At 61.2% G+C, this 16,764-nt stretch carries 17 protein-coding genes and 1 pseudogene; 6 read left to right on the top strand and 12 right to left on the bottom strand.

Annotated features, from left to right (window positions below; translation table 11 throughout):
• Positions 1-4 precede the first annotated feature (4 nt).
• Together EVC45_RS11315 and EVC45_RS11310 are read right to left on the bottom strand one after the other, a co-directional pair.
• Positions 5-388, bottom strand: a complete 384-nt coding sequence (locus EVC45_RS11315; protein WP_129958077.1) for a VOC family protein — start codon at positions 386-388, stop codon at positions 5-7.
• 98 nt (positions 389-486) lie between these two features.
• Positions 487-1,375, bottom strand: a pseudogene (locus EVC45_RS11310) (dipeptidase).
• Between the two features lie 632 nt (positions 1,376-2,007).
• Here EVC45_RS11310 and EVC45_RS11305 point away from each other — a divergent pair.
• The gene (locus EVC45_RS11305; protein ID WP_129958076.1) at positions 2,008-2,742 is read left to right on the top strand and encodes a haloacid dehalogenase type II; all 735 of its coding nucleotides are present in this window, start codon (positions 2,008-2,010) and stop codon (positions 2,740-2,742) included.
• Here the strand turns inward: EVC45_RS11305 and EVC45_RS11300 are convergent.
• The gene (locus EVC45_RS11300; RefSeq protein ID WP_129958075.1) at positions 2,725-3,324 is read right to left on the bottom strand and encodes an NUDIX domain-containing protein; all 600 of its coding nucleotides are present in this window, start codon (positions 3,322-3,324) and stop codon (positions 2,725-2,727) included. The two genes, EVC45_RS11305 and EVC45_RS11300, sit on opposite strands and share 18 nt — an antisense overlap.
• 79 nt (positions 3,325-3,403) lie before the next feature.
• Here EVC45_RS11300 and EVC45_RS11295 point away from each other — a divergent pair, with 79 nt between their 5' ends.
• A complete protein-coding gene (locus EVC45_RS11295; protein WP_168991445.1) occupies positions 3,404-4,159 on the top strand; it encodes a DeoR/GlpR family DNA-binding transcription regulator in 756 nt (251 codons plus the stop codon).
• 26 nt (positions 4,160-4,185) lie between these two features.
• Here EVC45_RS11295 and EVC45_RS11290 read toward each other — a convergent pair whose 3' ends face one another.
• Genes EVC45_RS11290 through EVC45_RS11270 form a run of 5 tightly spaced genes read right to left on the bottom strand, consistent with a single transcriptional unit; the run spans position 4,186 to position 8,859 of the window.
• Positions 4,186-5,088: a transporter substrate-binding domain-containing protein gene (locus EVC45_RS11290; RefSeq protein ID WP_129958073.1), complete on the bottom strand. Its 903-nt coding sequence runs from the start codon at positions 5,086-5,088 to the stop codon at positions 4,186-4,188.
• A gap of 35 nt (positions 5,089-5,123) precedes the next feature.
• Positions 5,124-6,335, bottom strand: a complete 1,212-nt coding sequence (locus EVC45_RS11285; RefSeq protein ID WP_129958072.1) for an aminotransferase class I/II-fold pyridoxal phosphate-dependent enzyme — start codon at positions 6,333-6,335, stop codon at positions 5,124-5,126.
• Positions 6,336-6,374: 39 nt separating this feature from the next.
• Positions 6,375-7,055, bottom strand: coding sequence for an RraA family protein (locus EVC45_RS11280; RefSeq protein ID WP_129958071.1), 681 nt, complete (start codon positions 7,053-7,055; stop codon positions 6,375-6,377).
• A 29-nt stretch (positions 7,056-7,084) separates the two neighbouring features.
• Positions 7,085-7,585, bottom strand: coding sequence for an alpha-IPM isomerase (locus EVC45_RS11275; protein ID WP_129958070.1), 501 nt, complete (start codon positions 7,583-7,585; stop codon positions 7,085-7,087).
• Positions 7,586-7,587: 2 nt separating this feature from the next.
• A complete protein-coding gene (locus EVC45_RS11270; protein WP_129958069.1) occupies positions 7,588-8,859 on the bottom strand; it encodes an aconitase/3-isopropylmalate dehydratase large subunit family protein in 1,272 nt (423 codons plus the stop codon).
• Positions 8,860-9,095: 236 nt separating this feature from the next.
• On the opposite strand from EVC45_RS11270, the gene EVC45_RS11265 reads away from it, so the two are divergent.
• The 4 genes from EVC45_RS11265 to EVC45_RS11250 all read left to right on the top strand — a co-directional run bounded on the left by EVC45_RS11265 (position 9,096) and on the right by EVC45_RS11250 (position 13,578).
• Positions 9,096-10,022: a LysR family transcriptional regulator gene (locus EVC45_RS11265; protein ID WP_129958068.1), complete on the top strand. Its 927-nt coding sequence runs from the start codon at positions 9,096-9,098 to the stop codon at positions 10,020-10,022.
• Positions 10,023-10,159: 137 nt separating this feature from the next.
• The gene (locus EVC45_RS11260; protein ID WP_129958067.1) at positions 10,160-10,960 is read left to right on the top strand and encodes a transporter substrate-binding domain-containing protein; all 801 of its coding nucleotides are present in this window, start codon (positions 10,160-10,162) and stop codon (positions 10,958-10,960) included.
• A 361-nt stretch (positions 10,961-11,321) separates the two neighbouring features.
• Positions 11,322-12,995 carry an alpha,alpha-trehalase TreA gene (treA, locus tag EVC45_RS11255; RefSeq protein WP_129958066.1) on the top strand — a complete coding sequence of 558 codons (1,674 nt, stop codon included), beginning with the start codon at positions 11,322-11,324 and terminating at the stop codon, positions 12,993-12,995.
• Positions 12,996-13,209: 214 nt separating this feature from the next.
• Complete coding sequence (locus EVC45_RS11250; RefSeq protein ID WP_129958065.1) at positions 13,210-13,578, top strand: DUF2784 domain-containing protein; 369 nt, start codon at positions 13,210-13,212, stop codon at positions 13,576-13,578.
• A gap of 132 nt (positions 13,579-13,710) precedes the next feature.
• On the opposite strand, the gene EVC45_RS11245 is transcribed toward EVC45_RS11250, so the two are convergent.
• The 4 genes from EVC45_RS11245 to EVC45_RS11230 all read right to left on the bottom strand — a co-directional run bounded on the left by EVC45_RS11245 (position 13,711) and on the right by EVC45_RS11230 (position 16,728).
• Positions 13,711-14,577, bottom strand: a complete 867-nt coding sequence (locus EVC45_RS11245; protein WP_211193404.1) for a DMT family transporter — start codon at positions 14,575-14,577, stop codon at positions 13,711-13,713.
• A 26-nt stretch (positions 14,578-14,603) separates the two neighbouring features.
• Entirely contained in the window at positions 14,604-15,494 is an 891-nt protein-coding gene (locus EVC45_RS11240; protein ID WP_129958063.1) for a DUF6024 family protein, read from the bottom strand.
• A 47-nt stretch (positions 15,495-15,541) separates the two neighbouring features.
• Positions 15,542-15,946 (bottom strand): NUDIX domain-containing protein, encoded by a 405-nt coding sequence (locus EVC45_RS11235; protein WP_129958062.1) that lies wholly within the window; start codon positions 15,944-15,946, stop codon positions 15,542-15,544.
• An 80-nt stretch (positions 15,947-16,026) separates the two neighbouring features.
• On the bottom strand, positions 16,027-16,728 hold the full coding sequence (locus tag EVC45_RS11230; RefSeq protein WP_211193403.1) for a hypothetical protein: 702 nt from the start codon (positions 16,726-16,728) through the stop codon (positions 16,027-16,029).
• Positions 16,729-16,764 lie beyond the last annotated feature (36 nt).

The raw sequence follows: 16,764 nt of genomic DNA, 5'->3' as shown, positions 1-16,764 counted from the left end.
GCGCCTATTTCCGCACGACGGCCTGGCCGACCACGAAGCGGTGTCCGTCGGGCGTTGCGGCGACGAATTCGCGCATGCCGTACGGACGGTCCGCCGGCGGCGAAACAATCAGCGCGCGTTGCCGAACGAACTCGTCGTGAAGCACGTCGACATCGTCGACTTCCATGTAGCCGAAGTAACTGTGATCGCCGATCGACGAGGCCGGTACGGCGTCCGGGCAAGAGCCGAGCATGACGCGCACCTGGCCTCGCGACAGCAGGCGCCAATCGGAGGCGTCGGCCCAGTCCGCGTGGAAGCCGAGCACGTCGCGGAAATACGCGGTGCTTCGGTCGAGGTCCTGGACGGCGAGGACGAAGGCAAAGGGGTGCAGTGAGTTCGGGGTGGGCATCAGGATTCCTTGGGTAGTTCGACCGGGCAGGCCCGATCGAAGTTAGGAGCCAACCGGGAGACGTTTGCCTCGCACGTATGGTGCATTCGCCGCGCAGATCACCCCATCGACGCCTCGAACACGCGCCGATAATTACCGCCCAACAGCAATTCGCTTTCCTGCTGCGAGAATCCGGCCGAAAGCAGCGCGGCCCCCAAAGCCGGCAACTGGTTATAGTCGCGGAAAACCGGCGGTGAGATGAAGCCGTACATATCCGTACCGAGTCCGACATGCTCGACGCCGACCACGTCGACCATCCGTTTGAAGCCGTGCGCCATCCCATCGAGATTGTGGAACGTCCCCGAACTCGGCCACACGCCGATCACGCCGCCCGTCTGCCGTGTGCGATAACACCAGCGGCTTCGTCGTGACGGACGCCGCGCGCTTCACCAGGTCGTACGTGCCATGCGCGACGTCCACGACGATGCCTAGCGCGTTGCAACGGCGCACGACGTCCGCGCCGAAATCGGTGAGACCGCCATGCACGGGTGGCACGGTTTGAATGTCGCCGAGTTCGTTGACGCGGAAATGCGTCAACTGCAAATGCCGCAGCTGATGCTGCGAATACGCTTCGTCGACACGCTCCAGTTGGCCTTCGAGAAAATCGCCGCCTTCGGACGCGATGATCACATGTGGAGTCCGCGGGTCTGCGGACGCGAGCATCGCCGCATCGGTCACGACGACCAGTCGCTCGCGCTCGATCAACTCGTGCGCACGAGCAAACTCGGTCTGACCCAGTTGATAAAGCTCGCCGGGCTGCGGCGTGCGCCATGCCTCGAAGCGTTTGCGGTCGGCGGACACGCGCGTGACGACGGTATCCGTGACGATCGCGAGGCAGATCACGTTCATGCCGCCCGCGCGCATCGGCGCGCTGACCGGCGTCAAACGCCGATGCGCGCCGAGCTTCGGATTGCGCGAAACGATCAGATGGCCGGCGTGACTGTGCATGTCGATGGTCAGCGCACCGGCGGCAGCTTGCCACTGCGCAGCTTCGCTGTCGCGCGGCTCGGCCGGGTCAGGCTCGTGCGAATCGGTGTAGCCCGCGAAGCGTCCCGGCGCACAGGCCGCAAGACTCAATGCAGCGCCGCTCGCGAGAAACGCGCGCCGGCTCATGCCCGCGCCGCTCCCCGATGCGTGCATCGGCTCCGACACGCGCCGCGCCGCTTCGAGCCGATAACGCCAGCCGGCCGGATCGTCGATGAGCCGGATCAGACGGCCGCGCAGCCGGACGGGACCGCCGTCGAGTTCGAGCGAATCGTGTGAAGTCACTTCGATGCAGCGCAACGGGTCGCGCGGCACGCATCCGCCGCAGCATGGTTCGTCCTCGGTAAGCAGAAAATAATCGGCAGCGCTCGCGTTCGGATCGAGCGGAATCATCCATCCGCCGATTTCCACCGCCGATGCGTTCGGCTCGAGCGTCGAGTCGTCGCGCATCGCGTTCCATACGGACTGCGTCGCGCTCGAAGCGTCACCGGTCGCCATTGAGTCACCCCGTCGTGATTGGTCGAGCGATGATAGCAACGCGTGCTTTCTTTTCGCCTAAGATGGATCGTTCCTGCCACTGCCGTAAAAGGAAGGTCATGGGCATCGACTCGACGCATCAAACCGCCATCAAAGCTTTCGTGTTCGATGTCTTCGGAACCGTGGTCGACTGGCGAAGCGGCGTCGCACGCGAAGCGCAAGCGTTTCTGCAGCGACATGCACCGAATCTCGACGCGTCCGATTTCGCGGACGCATGGCGACGCGAGTATTCGCCCGCGATGGAAGAAGTGCGCAGCGGACGGCGACCGTATGTGCGTCTCGACGTACTGCACCGGGAAAACCTCGTCAAAGTGCTGGCGCGCTTCGGCATCGCCAACGTGCCCGAGCCGGACATCGATGAGTTGAACCTCGCCTGGCATCGGCTGGACCCATGGCCCGATTCCGTCGACGCATTGCAACGGCTAAAGGCGCGCTTCATCATCGCGCCTCTTTCGAACGGCAACATTCGCCTGATGGTCGACATGGCAAAGCGCGCCGGTCTGCCCTGGGATGCCATTCTCGGCGCGGAGGTAGTCCGCGCTTATAAACCGTCGCCGCAGGTCTATAGCGAAACGGCAGACATTCTCGGCATCCCGCCACGCGAGCTATGCCTCGTTGCCGCGCACAACAACGATCTCGCCGCCGCCCGACGCGTCGGTCTGAGCACCGCGTTCGTGCTGCGGCCGACCGAGCATGGCCCGCAGCAGACAAGCGATCTGAAGGCGGACGAGGCGTGGGACTTCGTCGTCGGCGATCTGCACGAACTCGCGACGCAACTAGGCTGCGCGCGCTGAGGCAACCCCGCGTAAAGCGACGTACTGCAACAGCATGATCGTCTTGCCGTCGACGATTTCCCCCGCGTCGACCGCTCTTAACGCGGCTTGCAACGGCATTTCGATCACCTCGAGATCTTCCCCTTCCTCCTCGACGCCGCCGCCATCGTTGATCCGCATCGACGCGTCGTACTCGCCGACATAGAAGTAGAGCTTTTCGGTTACGGATCCCGGACTCATGTAGGCCTCGAAAATCTTGTGAACCTGCCCCACGCGATACCCCGTTTCCTCCTCGACTTCGAGGCGGATGCGCTCTTCCGGCGAAGCGTTGTCGAGCAGGCCGCCCGGCGCTTCGATCATCATGCCGTCGTGACCGTTCACGAAGGTGGGCATGCGGAATTGTCGCGTCAGTATCACGTTGCCGGTGCGCGGACTATGCAGCAGGATCGTCGCGCCGTTGCCGCGATCGTAGGTCTCGCGGTTCTGGCGCTGCCATGTGCCGTCGCGACGCAGAAAGTCGAACGTGACCTTCTTCAGCGTGTACCAGTCGTCCGACAGCAAGGTCGTTCCGACGATGCGAACCCGGTCTTTCGTTGCAGTCATGGTGCCTCCTGTCGACCATGGATGATGATTCATGGTATCGTGCAACTTCGTGCAATTTCAAGATATTTCGTGCAGCCCAATGTTGACGACCCAACGCAAGAAAGCGATCCTCGACGAACTCGCGCGCAACGGCCAGGTGCTGGCAGGCGAGCTGAGCGCGGCGTTCGGCGTGTCGGAAGATACGATCCGCCGCGATCTGCGCGAACTGGCCGCGGAGGGGCGCTTGCAGCGGGTCCATGGCGGCGCGCTGCCCGCGTCGGCGGCGCTCGCGTCGTTCGAGCAACGTCAGGACATCGAGACGCTCGCCAAGCGGCGCATCGCGCGGCGAGCGGTCGAGTTGATCGCGCCGGGGCAAACCGTGATCGTCGACGGCGGCACCACGTCGGCGCTACTGGTCCAGGAACTGCCGGCCGATTTGCACGCGACCATCGTCACGCATAGTCCGAGCGTCGCGACGGCGCTGGCCGCACATCCTTGTGTCGAGGTGATCCTGATTGGCGGGCGGCTCTACAAACATTCGATCGTCGCGGTCGGCGCCGCGGCGATGGAAGGCATTGCGCGCATCCATGCCGACCTGTACTTCATGGGCGTGACCGGCGTGCATCCCAGCGCGGGGCTGAGCACCGGCGACTTCGAGGAAGCCGCCATCAAGCGCGCGCTCGCCGCGCGCGCGGCGGAGACGGTCGTGCTCGCGTCGGCGTCGAAACTGAACGCCGCGTCGCAGTTCGTGATCGGCGAGATCACGCTCGCGCAAACCATCGTGGTGGAGAAAAAGACCAGCGTGGAATTGACCAAGCCGCTCGAAGCGGCCGGGGTCACCGTGGTGAGGGCTTAGGGTGTCAGCGTCGACACCCAGCGCGCTCAATCATCCATCGGCCGATCGTTCGGGTGCTCGAACACGGCCTTCATCGTGTCGCTCATCGGCATGTCGAGATTGATGCCTTTCGGCGGAATCGGCGACATGAACCACGTTTTATAGAGCTTCTCGCCTTCGCCGCTCTGTTCGATCTTCGCAATCGCGCGGTCTACGATCGCCTTCATCGCGGGATCGTCCTTCGGCAACATGCAGGCAATCGCCTCGTGCGTTTGCGGATCGCCGGTCACCACGTAGTCGGCCGGATTGGACGAGGTTGCACGTTCCGCCGACAGCACGTCCGAATCCATGAAAAAGGCCTGTGCACGTCCCGTTTCGAGGTTCAGGAACGAGCCGCTATGATCGCGCGCGGCGACCACCGTGATGTTCGCGTGCTTCTCCTCGACGTATTTGCGCAGAAAGCGCTCCGAGGTGGTGCCAGCCGTCACGGCAACGGTCTTGCCATTCAGATCGTTGAACGAATGGATCCCGGAATTGGCTTTCGTCAGCAGCCGCGTTTCGGTCACCGAAATCGTGTTGGAGAATCCGACCTGCTGGGCGCGCTCCTTATTGTTGGTCGTGCCGCCGCATTCGAGATCGATCGTGCCGTTCTGCACCAGCGGGATGCGGTTTTGCGCGTTCACCGGAATCATCCTGACCTGCAGCGATGGCGCATTGATCGCCTGCTGGATCTCCTTGACGATTTGCTGCGCGATGTCGTGCGAATAGCCGACCACCTTCTGCTCGTTGTCATAGTACGAATAGGGCAACGACGATTCGCGGTAACCGAGCACGATGGTATTGCGCGCCTTGATATTGGCGAGCCGCCCCGTCAGATCCTGCGCGTGTGCGCCGAGCGTCAAACAGCCTATCAGCAGCGCCGGCAGCGCGCGTTGTATCAGCGTATGCATGGTGTCTCCTTGGCAGATTTATTATCAGCTTTCCTTCACGCATCTCTCGTTAGCGATTCGCACGCGATGGCGATCCGCCGGCATCCTTCCTGAAGCTGCTCGTACGACGTCGCAAACGAGATCCGGAATGCCGGCGACAAGCCGAATGCCGCGCCCTGGATCACGCCGACGTCCTGGGATTCGAGCAGGTACATGACGAAATCGCTGTCGTTGGCGATCACGCGTCCGTCGGGCGTACGCCGCCCGATCACGCCCGCGCATGACGGATAGACATAGAACGCGCCGGTCGGACGCGGACAATAGAGTCCGTCGATGGCGTTCAGGCTGTCCACCACCAGATCGCGCCGCCGCTGGAACTGTGTGCGCCAGTCGGCGAGAAAACCTTTTGGACCATTGAGCGCGGCCAGCGCGGCCGCCTGGCTGATCGCCGATGGATTCGTCGTGCTTTGCGATTGCAGCTTCGCCATCGCCTTGATCAGCGTCTTCGGACCGCCCGCGAAGCCGATGCGCCAACCGGTCATCGCATAGGCCTTCGATACGCCGTTGACCGTCAGCGTACGTTCCTGCAGATGCGGATTGCACTGCGCGAACGTGGCGAATTCGAGGCCGTCGTAAATCAGATGCTCGTACACGTCGTCGGTCAGAATCCACACGTGCGGATGGCGGCTCAGCACCTCGCCCAATGCCACCAGTTCGCCGTGGGTATACGACGCACCGGTCGGATTGCACGGCGAATTGAGCACCAGCCATTTCGTGCGCGGTGTGATCGCAGCCTCCAGTTGCGCCGGCGTCATCTTGTAGCCGCTATCGACATCGCATTCGACGATGACGGGGCGCCCGCCATTGAGCAGCACCATGTCCGGATACGACACCCAGTACGGCGCGGGCACGATCACCTCGTCGCCCTCGTCGACCGTGCAGGTCAGCGCATTGAAGATGACCTGCTTGCCGCCATTGCCGACGCTCACTTCATCCTGCGCGAAAATCAGGCCGTTTTCGCGCTCGAACTTGTCGCGCACCGCGCGCTTCAATTCGGGCGTACCGTCGACCACCGTGTAGCGCGTCTTGCCGCTCTTCATCGCGTCGTACGCCGCTTCGATAATATGGGGCGGCGTATCGAAGTCCGGCTCGCCGACCGTGAGTCCGATAATCTCGCGCCCCGCCGCGCGCAGTTCCTTGACGCGCGCGGTCGCCATCGAACTCGGCGAGGGTTTGATCCGGTCGAGACGCGTTGCAATCAGTTTCATGTGTGTGCCTTTCGCTTTAATCGTGCGCGTTCGCGGTGCCTAGACGATCACGCCCTGCTCTTTCAGATAAGCGTCGATCCAGCCGCGCTTGTCCTGTCCGGCCAGAATCGCCTCCTTGCGCTGCTGTTCGCGCTGCGCCTGTGCGCGCGCCGCCTGCAGCACTTCGTCGAGCCGAGCCACGGGCACCGCGACGAGACCGTCTTCATCACCGACGATCAGATCGCCCGCCTCGATCACGAGGCCGCCGATCGCAACCGGCACGTTGATCTCGCCGGGGCCTTCCTTGAACGGCCCTCGATGCGTATTGCCGCGCGCGAAGCACGGAAAATCCGCGTGATAGAAGGCAGCGACATCGCGTATCGCGCCGTCGATCACGAAGCCCGCCACGCCGCGCACCTGCGCATGCATCTGCATCAGTTCGCCGACCAGCGCCTGCGTCACTTCCCCGCCGCCATCGACGACGATCACGTCGCCGGGCTCGGCGATATCGATCGTCTTGTGGATCATCAGGTTGTCGCCCGGGCGCACCTTGACCGTCAGCGCACGGCCGACGAGCTTCTTCTCGCGGTGATAGCGTCGCAAGCCGATCACGCCGCACAGGCGCTGCATGTTGTCGCTGATATGCGGCGTCACGATCGTGCCGAATGCGTCGATCATGTCAGCCGGAATCGGCGCGGGCATCGGCAATATGCGGAATCCTAATTTGTTCGAATGGCTCATGGATGTCTTCCTCGCTACGGATACGGTGATCAGAAAGCCGGGTGTCGAAGCAGGTACGGAACGAGGCCGCCCGCTTCGAGAATGGCGAGCATCTCCGCCGCAATGGGCGCGGCCTGCACCGGCTCGGCATTGCCAGCGCAGCGCACGATGACTCGCGCGCCCAGCTCGATGTGCAACGCAGCGCCTTCGCCGATGCGGCTCGTGTCGCATTCGATCGGGTAGAGCCCGTTATTCACCGCGTTGCGGAAGTAAGTGCGCGCGAAGCTTTGCGCGAGCACGACCTTGATGCCGGCGCCGACCACCGCCGTGACGCCCACCTCCATCGCCGAGCCGCAGCCAAAGTTCTTGCCGGCAACGAGGATGTCGCCCGCGCGCACCGATGCGGCGAAGTCAGGCGCGATCGTCTCGAACAGATACTGTTTCAGCACGGCGGGATCGAGCGATTCCCGCTTGCGCCGTGACGAAATGATGTAGTCGGTATTGACGTTGTCGCCGAAGCACCGCGCCCTGCCGCTGATCGAAGTGGTCATGTTCACTGTTCTCCAGCGCCAAGCTTGCGAGGACTCACGATGCGCCCAGCGATCGCGCTCGCCGCACAGACCTCGGGAGACGCGAGGAAGATATTGGCGCTCGAATTGCCCATACGTCCCTTGAAATTGCGGTTGGCGGTGGAAATCACGTTCGCGCCGTCCTCGGGAATCGCGCCGCTCGTGCCGCAGCACGCGCCACACCCCGGCGTCACGATCACGGCGCCGAGCGCGATCAGCTCGGCGAGTTCGCCGCTGCGCGTCAGTTCCAGCAGCACCTCGCGCGAAGCTGGCGTCACTACGAGCTGAACGCCGTCGGCGGGAGCGCCAAACTCACGGAATACGTTCAACGCCTGGCGGAAGTCTTTCGTACGGCCGCCGGTGCAGGTGCCGAGAAACACCATCTGCACGGTTGTCGTATCGAGCGCGCCGACCCGCACGTTGTTCGACACCTCGTGCGGCACGGCGACATATGGCTCCAGCGTCGCGAGATCGATGTCGAGCGTGCGGGAATAGATTGCGTCGGAGTCGGCACTGACCGCGCCGGACAGGTCGTCGACGCGCCCTTCGAGGTAGCGCCGGCACGCGTCGTCGTACGGGAAGATCGCGTTCTTGGCGCCGAGTTCGACCGACATGTTGGCGACCACGAGGCGGTCCTCGAAGTCGAGGCTTTGCACGCCGTCGCCGGCGAATTCGAGCGTCTCGTAGGTGGCGCCGTCGTTGCCGAGCAATTGAGCGAGGTAGAGGGCAAGGTCTTTCGGATAGACGCCTTGCGCGAGCCGGCCGCGCAAGTTCACGCGAATCGAGGTCGGCACCTTGAGCCAAACCTTGCCGGTCTTCATGACGCCCGCCAGATCCGACGAACCGATGCCAGTCGCGAAGCAGTTCGCCGCGCCATACGTGACCGAGTGACTGTCCGCGCCGACCAGCAGGCGACCCGGTGCGGCAAAGCCCTTTTCGACGACGAGCTGATGGCCGATGCCCTCGCCGATGTCGAACAGGCGTATACCCTGCTCTTTCGCGAAGCGGCGGATGCCGGCCTGCAACAATGCGGCTTTCGGGCTCGGCGCGGGAGCGTAGTGATCGAGCGCGAACAGCAGCTTGTGCGGCGCGTGCACCCGGTCACCGTCCATCGCGGCAAAGTAATCGATGGCCATCGGAATCGAGCCGTCGGTGCCCAGCGCGTAGTCGACCTCGCAGATCACGACGTCGCCCGCGCGAACATCGCGGCCCGCTTTGGCCGACAGAATCTTTTCAGACAGGGTTTTTCCCGACATGGCCTCGATCTCGTCGCTAGACTCCGCGTTGGCGCACCGTTCAACGCGCTATCGGCACAGTATCGCAAAGACAAATGTGGCGAACGCGGAGAAATCGGCATCTCCATCCATGAAAAAAATTCCTGGTTCGCAGCCTGGACGCTTGCCAGATCGCCGCGCCGCATTCGATACTGCGGGTTATCACCGAACTGGCGCATGGGCCAGATCTTCTCCCCGCCACTGAACTTCCGACCTACGTGATCACCCTCAAGCAGCTCGAAGCGGTCTACTGGGTGGCCCGGCTCGGCACCTTCGCCGCGGCCGCGGATCGCCTGCATACGACACAGTCCGCGATCTCGAAGCGCGTCAACGAACTGGAAGTTTTTTTCTCGACGCCGCTCTTCGATCGCAGCCACCGCGCGCCTCGCCTGACGCCGAAAGGCCGCGAGCTGCTCGACACCGCGGAGGAAATGCTGCAATCGCGCGACCGGCTGCTCGAAAGGATGGGCAAGCAGGTCGAGGAAGTCCGGCGCTTTCGCATCGGCATTACCGAGCTGATCGCGCTGACCTTTCTGCCCCGCCTCGTGCGCGAGATCAGGCACGCGTATCCGGCGGTGTCGTTCGAGCCGGAGATCGACGTCAGCACGAAACTGACGGAGCGGCTTTTCGCCGGCGAGATCGACTTCATCATCGCGCCGACCCCGATCCGCACGCCGCGCTTCACGTCGATACCGCTGCGCAAGATGCATCTCGCGTGGATGGCCAGCCCGTCGCTGGTCGGCGAAGCGCGCACGCTATCGCTCGACGAGATCGCCGCGTGGCCGATCCTGATGCAGGCCGGCACTTCCGGCGTGGACGCGATCTACGAGCGCTGGTTCGAGTCGAACAACGTCTCGATACGCCGCGCGTTCGCGGGCAACAGTCTGATCTCGCTGTGTTCGCTGACGATCGCGGGTGTCGGCGTCAGCTACCTGCCCGCGCTTTATTTCGCCGAATTCGTTCGCCAAGGCGAACTCACGGTATTGCATTCGCAGCCGGAGCTGCCGCCGGTGCGGTACTACGCGGTCTATCGCAGCGACGGACCGCAGCCGCTCTATTCGCACGTCGCGAGCCTTACGCGGGAGTTCTGCGATTTTTCGAAACCGGAGTTTCATCCCCGCGCGTCCGCCTCCGAACAAAGATGAAACAGACGACTTTTGGAGTGCTAGGATGACGCCCGCACCCCGACTTGTTCCACGGAGGGAGACTGTCGTAGGTGCAAACACGATGATGAAATCGTTGCGTTGTGCAGCCTGATACTCAAGTACAGAGGAGACACTCAATGAAACTTTCGAAGCTGCTGATTAACGCGCTGGCCATCTCCGCCCTCGGCTTTACTGCAGTCGCGGCGCATGCCGAAGATCTGCTCGACTCGGTCAAACAGGCCGGAGTCCTGAAGATCGGTCTCGAAGGCACCTATCCGCCGTTCGACTCGCGCAACAAGGACGGTCAACTGGAAGGCTTCGACGTCGATGTCGCGAAGGCCGTGGCAGCGAAGCTCGGCGTAAAACCGGAGTTCATTCCGACCGAGTGGAGCGGCATTATCGCGGCGCTGCAAAGCGGCAAATTCGACGTGATCATCAATCAGGTCACCATTACCCCGCAACGCAAACAGGTTCTTGATTTCAGCCAGCCGTACACTTACTCGGCCGCGCAACTGATTCAACGGGCGGACGACAAGCGTGAGTTCAAATCGCTCGACGAGTTCAAGGGCGACAAGAAGATCGGCGTGACGCTCGGCACCAACTATGACCAGATGGCGCGCGCGGTGCCCGGCATCAACGTGCAGACTTATCCGGGCGCGCCCGAGAAGCTGCGCGATCTCGCCGCGAAGCGTATCGACGCGACGATCGACGATCGGCTGATGCTGCCGTACATCATCAAGAACTCGCAATTGCCGCTGCGCACGGGCGCGGTGCTGAAAGGCGCCGATCAGGAAATGGGCATCCCGTTCCGCAAGGACAATCCGAAGTTCGCGAAAGCGCTCGACGATGCGCTGACCCAACTGAAGCAGGACGGTACGCTGAAAAAGATCTCGATGCACTGGTTCGGCACGGACGTGACGCAGCCTATCGCGCAGTAATTTTCTCGTTGTTCTCGCGTACCCGCGCCGGCCTGCCGAATGGTCGACGCAGGTACGTCGTTTGCTCGATGAGCGGTTTCTCTCGCGGAACCGCTCGCGATCGACACTTCCATTGCTTCAAATCACGAAGCACGCGCAAATACGCGATTGCGCGCACCCTCCCCTTCGTTCATCACGTTTCATTCTTCATGCTGAGTGCATGCAGGATGCGCTGCGCCGCAGTTGCCTGATGCTTCGAAAGCGTGCGATGCTCTCGGAGCCATTGATCCGGCCACCTCGTGTCGGACTCGCGTGTCGCCGGGAGACGGCATCGAATGGCGTGCGATGAGACCAGTGAAATGCCCACAACCTTGGAGGCATCATGAGCATTCAATCACTGTCTCGCATCAGCATCGCATCAAACGCGCATCTCTTCCCCGGCTCAAATAAGTACTTCGTGCTGCGGCGTTCGCCGATCACGCTCGGCGTCGCCTGTATTGCCTCGCTCGTCTTCGCGTCCGCGAGCAGTCTGGCCGATACCCAGGTGGGCGGCACGCTGCCGCCCGCGCCCGACATTCTGTACGGCGATCTGTTCGTCGCCGTGCAAACCGCGCAGATCTTCGCCGACCAGAAGACGTTCGTCGACGCAACGCCGAACGGCAATCCCGCCGCGATCGTGCAGTTATACGAAACGCAGAAGAACCAGCCCGGCTTTTCGTTGCAGAAATTCGTCAGCCAGTACTTCACACCGCCGCCCGATCAGAGCATCACGCCGCCGCCGAACCAGAGTTTGCGCGAACACATCGACTGGCTTTGGAACGGCCTCACGCGCACGACGACGAGCGCGCCCGACTACAGCTCGCTGATCCCGCTGCCCAAGCCATACGTGGTGCCGGGCGGCCGCTTTCGCGAAGGCTACTACTGGGATACCTATTTCACGATGCTGGGGCTGCAGGAGTCCGGGCGCGAAGATCTCGTCGACGACATGCTCGACAACTTCGCGTACATGATCGACACGTTCGGGCATATTCCGAACGGCAATCGCACGTACTATCTGAGCCGCTCGCAGCCGCCGTTCTACTCGTATATGGTCGAGCTCGCGGCGCAAAAAGAAGGCAACAAGGTTTATCAGAAGTACTTGCCCGAACTGCGCAAGGAGTACGCGTACTGGATGCAGGGCTCGACCAGCACGCCACGCGGCGGCGCGACGCGCAATGTGGTCGTGCTCAATGATGGCACCGTGCTGAACCGCTACTGGGACGAGTTGGACACGCCGCGCGACGAGTCGTATCTCGAGGACGTGCAGACCGCGCAGGCGAGCGGGCGGCCGGCCAGCCAGGTCTACCGCGATCTGCGCGCGACCGCCGAAAGCGGCTGGGATTTCAGCTCGCGCTGGTTCGGCGACAACCAGACGCTCGCCACGGTGCGCACGACATCGATCATCCCGGTCGACCTGAACAGCCTGTTGTTCCATCTCGAGACGACGATCGCGCGCGGCTGTTCGGAGACACGCGACTTCCGGTGCGTCGCGCAGTTCATCGGCCACGCGGCGCGGCGCGCGGAAGGCATCAACCGCTATCTGTGGAACAGCAACGGCTACTACGGCGACTACGACTGGCAACTCGGCAAGTCACGCGACAACCAGACACCGGCGATGCTGTATCCGCTGATGGCGGGCGTGGCGTGGCCCGATCGCGCGTGGAAGACCGCGCGGACCGTGCAGAACGTGCTGCTCAAACAGGGCGGCCTCGCGACGTCGACCTATAACACCACGCAGCAATGGGATGCGCCGAACGGCTGGGCGCCGTTGCATTGGATCGCGATTCAGGGCCTCAAGCGCTACGGACGCGCCGACCTCGCTCAGCCGATCGGCACGCGCTTTCTCGCGGACGTCCAGAACGTCTACAACACGCAGCAGAAGCTCGTCGAGAAGTACGTCGTCGAGGGTGCGGGAGAAGGCGGTGGCGGTGGGGGCGAGTATCCGCTGCAGGACGGCTTCGGGTGGACCAATGGCGTGACGTTGATGCTGCTCGATCTGTATGGCAATGGGCAGTGACATGCTGCGGCATTCTCAAGCGAGTGCCTTGAGGTCGGTCTTGCGATTCTGAAGACATCACATCGTGCCTGCGGGGTCGTAAAAACCTCGCAGGCAGAATTGCCCCCGCCTCGAACGCTCGATACACCGACGCGGATTCGCCGCACGAATCGTTCTTCCGTCAGTCCAAATCTGATCGACGCCGTCTTTAAGATCCTCCCCCGGTGGAAGCTGAATGATCTGGCTCGCCAATATTGTTCTCGTACTGCACGCGCTGATCGTGGTGTTCATCGTGGGCGGACTATTCGCGATCTGGATCGCCTACGGGTTGCGACTCCCGTGGGCGCGCAATCGAACATTCAGGACGACACATGTTCTCGCCATCGGCATCGTGGCGACCCTCGCAGTGCTCGATGTGCCGTGCCCGTTGACCGTTCTGGAGGACTATCTGCGCACTGGAACGGCGGGGCCGCAAGGGTTCATACAGCGCTGGGTCGGCGCCTGGCTGTTTTACGACTTGCCGGGCTGGGTGTTCGTGCTCGCTTATGTCGCGTTCTTGCTGGCGGTGCTTTTTACCTGGTATCGAATCAGGCCGCGATTGTGACTCGAACACGGGCACCCGGGCGCTCGCAGGCGGAAGCGCACACCGTACTCTGCGGCCGCTTCATTGGCTCGACTCAGCTTTACACAGGTTATGCAGACCTTCCTTGATATACCTCAGCAAGGCAAACGTAGCCTAGCGATCGCCCGCCACGCGCAGATCGGAACGCTGTTTCACCTGCACGACATGAATCAATACCGCGCTCACTGTCGCGGCACCGCCTGCGATGACCTGGAGAGCAGGTCTTTCGTTGAATGCAATCCAGATCCAAAACGGCGCGAGTGCCGTTTCGAGGAGCAGGAATAGCCCCGCATTGGCTGGTGGAATGAAGCGCGCGCACAGCGTGAGCAGGCCGAGCGACAACGGCATGACGAGTGCGCCCTCGAACAAAATCCAAACTGCGCGATCGGAAATCAGCAAGTCAGGGATCTTGCTTGCAAACGCATGCTGACTGACGATCACTAACAACGACGCAACAAGTGCGCCAAGCGAAGGTAAACCGACAGTACCGCCTTCGACACGGGACGAAAGCAGGAAGGCCAAGGCCATTGATACCGCGGTCGCAAAGGCAAAACAATTTGCAGTCAATGCGCCGCCTCCTGGTGCGTCACCGATGACCAACACGACCCCGGTCATCGCTAGTGCCGCTACGGCCAACATCGCGCGATCGATGGGCTCCGAAAAAAAGGCACGACCAAGAAGCGCGGCCAGAAACGGCGTCGACGAGATGATCACGAGTACGGACGCGACTTCCCCTTGCGCGATTGCGTTGACGAATGTGGTTGATGCTATTGCAAAGAAGAAGGTCGGCCACACATTCTGGCGTGTCGGCCACGGCTTACCGATCAAGAGCCGCCAACGCGGCAAGAGGCAGTAGAACATCAGGAGGGTGGTCCACATCAGGAAACCGCGCATTACAACGATCGCCCACGCGTCCTCGATACGCATTAGCCTGATGAGGAGCGCATCCGTGCTAAGCAGCACGCCACCGGCAATTCCCAAGCTGGTTCCAACTAGTCTGCTTGACTTCATTGTCGGGTAAGTCGAACGAGAGTAGCACGGATGTCGGCGGCAAACTCAATAGGGTCGCCTTCAAAGTTTCCGCGTGCCCATTTTGCGATCCTGAGTACGTCGACAGCCGGAAAGTAAGTCGCCCCCGCTTCGTGCAATGCGGCTTTGCTCAGACTCGCAAAGGCTCGATGGCGGAAGCATGCGAACGGCAGAGGAAAACCGAGGTCGGAAACGCAGAGGATTGAAGCATCGGCAAGGCTCGCTTGCACATTTCCAGTCGTCGCCTTGTTGAACGCGCATGCACCTGATCGGTCCAGATTACTCAGAGCTTCAATCAAGGGTGCCTGCGAAGCCGTGGCCCCCTCGAATTCGTCCAGCATGTCACGTGACGGGAGCGTGATGAGATCGTTCCGGACGGCGATCACGGCAACACCGACAGTGAGCGCCGCATGCTTGTGCAGGGGAGCGACGAGCACATTGGCGGTTTCAATCAGATCTGCGTGCAGGTTGGTCGCAAAGCTATGCGAGGCATCGACAATCTCAAGTGGCGATCCTGACGCAGACAATCGGCACACTGTGCCAACGTACGGTGCTACGTGCGTAGTGATCCAAGCATCGCACACCCCATATTTCCAGAAAACTGGCTCGCGGAACAACTCTGCTATAGGCGCGTAGTGTGAGCCGCTTCGCAGACCAACTCGCTGTCCGGTCAACTCGAGCCAATGCTTAAGCACGAGCACGCCGTAACGAACCGAAGGCACAAAGTGTATGGAGAAGTCCTGCAAGCGATAAGTCTCCGCCAGGCGGCCACGCAATTCGTCACGAAGTTGCTTTGTGTGACGGAAGAAACTTCCGGTCTGATTTGCAAAGATCGGCGCGATCGAAGCTCTGTCCATATTGGCGTCCATGAAGCGTGCAAGACGCTGTGTAGCGCTGCGTCCTTGATGGATAGAAATCAAGCGATCAACTTTTTGCTTATCAGGAGAGGAATCACGGCATCGCGGAAAATCGAGCCTATCTTTAGATCCTGCGTTGGATTGTCGCTGCGATACCAGATCAATTCATCGATTTCCATCCCAGGTTGTGGTTCGCCTGCAATCTCGACCAGATATACGTGCATTTCGATTGGCATCTTTTCGAATGTCGACGTGCCTGTGAATAGGCCGAGGTATGTTTGCTTGCCAACTTCGACATTGAGCTCTTCGCGAACTTCGCGAGAAAGACAATCCGCATAAGATTCGCCTAAAAATGGCTTGCCACCTGGCGAGATAAACGTTTCGGTTCCCTGCTTTCGAGTCAAAAGCAACGACTTCTCGTGAATGATAGCCGCGGCGCACTTGACAATGATGGCGCTATGCATATGGTTTTTGACCGATAGGAGGACTGTTGCCGACAATCAACTATGCCGTCTTGATACCGTCGTTGCCGGCCAGCGCCATGTTATGCCACTTGTTCGAGCAATGCCGCCTGGTACGACTGCAGTTCACCACCGGACAAAAAGTCAACGATGTTCAGCGCCAGCGGTAATTTCTCTTCGAGATAGGCGAGAATGACTTCGTCCGACGGCGTAGTGAAGCTATCGCCGAAGATGCTGACGCCCTCGAGTGATTTGGTTGAAATCCCCAGTTGCAAAAGCTTGTACTTCACATCATCGGCAGACTGGGCGAATTTATAGATCGGTGATCGATATACGATGCCGAACTTTTTCATCATGTCGACGAAAAATTCCTTGGCAACGAGACGTTGCTCAGGAAATTCCTTCTGATAGTGAGTGATTCCGTCGTTGATGATTTCAACGCCGTTGCGATTGCAGAAATCCGCGATGTGGGCGTGAATAGCAAGCTTCTCGCCCAGCAGGACGAGGTTCTTGCGGTATTTGATAATGTCTGCCTCGATGTTCTCGATGGCGATGGCGCGAAAGGCTCCGCTGATGTCTTCTACAGTGTGACCCACCACCAGATCCCCAAAACGGCGCCGCAGTTCATCAACGCGGTGGGCAAGCACGCCACGATGCAATGAGCAGCCACTATTCGCCGAATAGAGCTGCACCGGGATGCCCTGCAACATCAGATGACAAGCTGCGAGGGTGCTATCCCGTCCGCCTGTAAACATAACCAGTTGTGTTGGAGACGTATTATGCATCGCGTTCCTTCATTTTAGAGTGGAGTGAGGCGTTGA

Source organism: Paraburkholderia sp. UYCP14C (assembly GCF_004197395.1).
GTDB lineage: Bacteria > Pseudomonadota > Gammaproteobacteria > Burkholderiales > Burkholderiaceae > Paraburkholderia.
Note: the sequence above shows the minus strand (reverse complement) of the source record. Positions and strands in the feature narration are given on the sequence as shown.

Coding starts and splice junctions, on each gene's coding strand:
- EVC45_RS11315 (WP_129958077.1), bottom strand. CDS start 388: ATGCCCACCCCGAACTCACTGCACCCCTTTGCCTTCGTCCTCGCCGTC.
- EVC45_RS11305 (WP_129958076.1), top strand. CDS start 2,008: ATGGGCATCGACTCGACGCATCAAACCGCCATCAAAGCTTTCGTGTTC.
- EVC45_RS11300 (WP_129958075.1), bottom strand. CDS start 3,324: ATGACTGCAACGAAAGACCGGGTTCGCATCGTCGGAACGACCTTGCTG.
- EVC45_RS11295 (WP_168991445.1), top strand. CDS start 3,404: ATGTTGACGACCCAACGCAAGAAAGCGATCCTCGACGAACTCGCGCGC.
- EVC45_RS11290 (WP_129958073.1), bottom strand. CDS start 5,088: ATGCATACGCTGATACAACGCGCGCTGCCGGCGCTGCTGATAGGCTGT.
- EVC45_RS11285 (WP_129958072.1), bottom strand. CDS start 6,335: ATGAAACTGATTGCAACGCGTCTCGACCGGATCAAACCCTCGCCGAGT.
- EVC45_RS11280 (WP_129958071.1), bottom strand. CDS start 7,055: ATGAGCCATTCGAACAAATTAGGATTCCGCATATTGCCGATGCCCGCG.
- EVC45_RS11275 (WP_129958070.1), bottom strand. CDS start 7,585: ATGACCACTTCGATCAGCGGCAGGGCGCGGTGCTTCGGCGACAACGTC.
- EVC45_RS11270 (WP_129958069.1), bottom strand. CDS start 8,859: ATGTCGGGAAAAACCCTGTCTGAAAAGATTCTGTCGGCCAAAGCGGGC.
- EVC45_RS11260 (WP_129958067.1), top strand. CDS start 10,160: ATGAAACTTTCGAAGCTGCTGATTAACGCGCTGGCCATCTCCGCCCTC.
- treA (WP_129958066.1), top strand. CDS start 11,322: ATGAGCATTCAATCACTGTCTCGCATCAGCATCGCATCAAACGCGCAT.
- EVC45_RS11250 (WP_129958065.1), top strand. CDS start 13,210: ATGATCTGGCTCGCCAATATTGTTCTCGTACTGCACGCGCTGATCGTG.
- EVC45_RS11240 (WP_129958063.1), bottom strand. CDS start 15,494: ATGGACGCCAATATGGACAGAGCTTCGATCGCGCCGATCTTTGCAAAT.
- EVC45_RS11235 (WP_129958062.1), bottom strand. CDS start 15,946: ATGCATAGCGCCATCATTGTCAAGTGCGCCGCGGCTATCATTCACGAG.
- EVC45_RS11230 (WP_211193403.1), bottom strand. CDS start 16,728: ATGCATAATACGTCTCCAACACAACTGGTTATGTTTACAGGCGGACGG.